Genomic DNA, 3,126 nt, shown 5'->3' with positions numbered 1-3,126 from the left:
GGCGGTTCCATCGTCAACATGTCGTCGGGGGCGGCGCTATCGGGTGACCGGACCCGTTTGGCCTACGGTGTGTCGAAGTCCGGGGTGCACACCCTGACGATGTACGTCGCGACCAGTGAGGGAAAGCGCGGCGTGCGGGCGAACACCATCGTGCCCGGATTGATCCTGACCGACGCCGTACGCGCGCATCTGTCCGAGGACGTCATCGGTCGCCTCGGCCACGCTACGCTGACGCCGTATCTCGGACAACCACAAGACGTCGCCGACCTAGTCGTTTTCCTGGCTTCGGAGCAGTCTCGCTACATCACCGGACAAATGATCTCGATCGACGGTGGAATGTCCGCGCACGTCATGCTGGACACCGGCGATTAGAAACGCTCAGCTGCTCGGACCGAGCACGTACGCGGCGGTTTCCGGATGGTGATACCAGCCGCTGGCGGCCTGGGTTCCGCCGTCGACATGGATGGTTTGACCGGTGATGTAGCTGGACATGTCGGACGCGAGAAACACTGCGGCGCCTGCCATCTCGTCGACGTGGCCGGCGCGGCCCAGCGGGACCGTGCGGCCGAACCGCTCTTCGGCCCCCGGCGGGGCAATTTGCATGATGCCCTCGGTCAAGGTGATGTCGGGCGCCAGCGCGTTGACCCGAATGCCATGCGGGGCGAGTTCGAGGGCCGCGGTCTTGGTGTAGTTGATCACCCCTGCCTTGGCCGCTGCATACGTCGCGAAACCCGGTGCGGCGCGGACACCTTCGATCGAGGTGACGCTGATGATGCTGCCCGGCAATTTCTGCTCGACAAGGACGCGGGCCACGCGTTGCGTGCACAGGTAGATGTGGCGCAGGTTCGACCTGTACAGCGCGTCCCAACCGTTCTCGCTGGTGTCGAGGATCCCTGACCAGAAGACGCCGCCGGCGTTGTTGACCAGGATCGTCACCGGGCCAAGCTCGGCGGAGGTCTGCGCCAGCGCGGCGTCCACCGCAGCACTGTCGCGGACGTCGACGGTGATACCCAGCGCACCGATCTCCGCCGCGGCGGATGCGCTCGACTCGGGGTTGCGCTCCCAGATCGCCACCTGCGCACCGAACGCCTTGAAACCCGCCGCGATGCCGCGGCCGATACCCGCGCCGCCGCCGGTGACAACCGCGACGCGGTCGGTGAGAAGGACGCTTGAGGGATCGAGTGCCATAAAACTGAATATAGAACAATCCAACGTCAAGGTTTACAGTCTTAACTAAATATGTTCGATATGTAACAACCTAGCTCTGAGGAGGACGGCCATGCCCAGCACGATCTTCGTCACCGGCGCGACCGGGCAGACCGGCGGTAACGTCTGCGAGCAGTTGATCCAGCGTGGCGACCAGGTTCGGGCGCTGGTCCGCAACCCGGACGAAGCCGGCGCGCTGTCCGACATCGGCGTCGAATTGGTCAAGGGCGACATCCGCGATGCCGACGACGTGCTGCGCGCGGCCAAGGGCGCCGAGGCGGCTATCCACTGTGCGGCGCTGCTGGGCGGCGCGAGTCAGGACCTCGACGACTTCAAGGCCGTCAACATGGTCGGCACCATCAACGTCCTGGATGCGGCGAAGGCCCACGGCATGCGTCGGATGGTGGCCCTGAGCACGGCCACGTTCCTCGATCTGAGCACCGGCGTCGACTTCGAAGAGGCGCCCGTTCTGGACAACCCGCCCAACGACCCCTACACCGTCACCAAGCTCGCCGCTTTCCAAGAGGCTCATCGGCGCGCGGCCGCGGGCGATGACGTGCTGACCTGCCATCCGGGCGCGATCTTCGGTCCTGCCCCGGTCGTCGAACGCGCCTTGCACCGAACCAGCTTCAACCGGGTGCTGTTGGCCGGTATGCGCGGAAAGATCAAGCGCTATCTCGCTTTTCCGGTGACGTGGGTGGCGGGCAAGGACGTCGCGACGGGCTCGATCGCCGCGCTGGACCGCGGGGTGGCCGGTGAGCGCTACCTGTTGGTCGGCCAGCCGCGGGAAAGCTTCAGCACAGCAGGCGGAATCAATCGTGCCTGCGAGATCGCCGGAATCGACCATCGTGTCCAGGATCTCGATTACCGCACGGATCCTGAGGCATTGACCGCCGAATTCGGGCCCACCTTGATGGCCATCGCGAAAGCTGCGGCCAAGAGCGAGCGCAAGCTGAGAAGCAACGACAACCTGACCACCCGGCGCCTCGGTTATGAGCCCATGTCGTTCGACGACGGGCTGCGGCTGCTGATCTCGTGGCTGCGTGGACTCGGCCGGCTCGATCCGGTAGCCGCCTGAATTCCGGGCTGAAACGCAGGAGTTGCCATCGTGTCGATCGCCGAACCGCACGGATCCGGTTCAGCTCGCGGCGATCTGGCCGATCGGATACTCGAGGCGGCTCGGCAGCTCGTGCTGAGGACGGGCGCACGCAAGTTGTCATTGTCTGATGTGGCAACTCTGGCTGGGGTGTCACGGCCGACCATCTATCGCTACTTCGTGTCCAAAGAGGACCTGATCGATGCGCTGGGAGCGCATGAACGACGGCGTTTCGACGCGGCGATGGAACGGGCGATGAGCGGGGTCACCGGCATCGCACGATTGGAAGCGGCGGTCGACCTTGTGGCGACTTTCGTGGAGGATCAGCCGCCCGGGCGCCAGCTCGATCTGGATCCGGGCTTCGCGCAGGACCAGATGGCGCGGGCGTTGCCGATGATCAGCGAGAGGTTGATGGTGGTCTTGGAGCAGTGCGCTCGTGAGGACGGCTTCGATGCCGCGGCGAATGCCCGTGATCGTGCGGGTGCAATCGCACGAGTTGCATTGAGCCACTATATGTTTCGAGAGAACGACCCAGCGGCGGCACGTCGGGAGATCCGCGCTACGGCCGGCCTTCCGGACAGTCGATCCAGGATGTCGCGTTCACGTTGATGTGATCGCGTGATGGTGTTTCGAGGCCGGGATCGATGCAGAGAAACGCCAGTCGAAAAGCACCAGAAGCCACATGAGTACCGGTTGTATCAAACAGCCTCTCACGTTTCTTGACGGTGTCGGAGGGCGGGTGTTGACTGACTTCTATCGAACATATATTCGAACATCATTGGTAACACCCGGACAGCAGGAGGTGGTGATGACTGCGGCTTTCG

General features: G+C 64.1%; 4 protein-coding genes. 3 read left to right on the top strand and 1 reads right to left on the bottom strand.

What is annotated here, in order from left to right; genetic code table 11:
* Positions 1-372, top strand: a 372-nt coding sequence (locus tag VKI00_RS08270) for an SDR family NAD(P)-dependent oxidoreductase (RefSeq protein WP_324436632.1), incomplete at its 5' end; no start/stop codon positions are given.
* A 6-nt stretch (positions 373-378) separates the two neighbouring features.
* On the opposite strand, the gene VKI00_RS08265 is transcribed toward VKI00_RS08270, so the two are convergent.
* Positions 379-1,188, bottom strand: a complete 810-nt coding sequence (locus tag VKI00_RS08265; RefSeq protein ID WP_324436630.1) for an SDR family NAD(P)-dependent oxidoreductase — start codon at positions 1,186-1,188, stop codon at positions 379-381.
* 91 nt (positions 1,189-1,279) lie between these two features.
* Between VKI00_RS08265 and VKI00_RS08260 the strand changes: the two genes are divergently transcribed.
* Together VKI00_RS08260 and VKI00_RS08255 are read left to right on the top strand one after the other, a co-directional pair.
* Positions 1,280-2,284, top strand: a complete 1,005-nt coding sequence (locus VKI00_RS08260; protein WP_324436628.1) for an NAD-dependent epimerase/dehydratase family protein — start codon at positions 1,280-1,282, stop codon at positions 2,282-2,284.
* 30 nt (positions 2,285-2,314) lie between these two features.
* Entirely contained in the window at positions 2,315-2,911 is a 597-nt protein-coding gene (locus VKI00_RS08255) for a helix-turn-helix domain-containing protein (protein WP_324436626.1), read from the top strand.
* The last annotated feature ends 215 nt before the right edge of the window (positions 2,912-3,126 follow it).

This window comes from Mycobacterium sp., from assembly GCF_035314665.1.
In the GTDB taxonomy this organism is placed as follows: Bacteria; Actinomycetota; Actinomycetes; order Mycobacteriales; family Mycobacteriaceae; genus Mycobacterium.
This window is presented reverse-complemented; position numbering and strand designations above follow the sequence as displayed.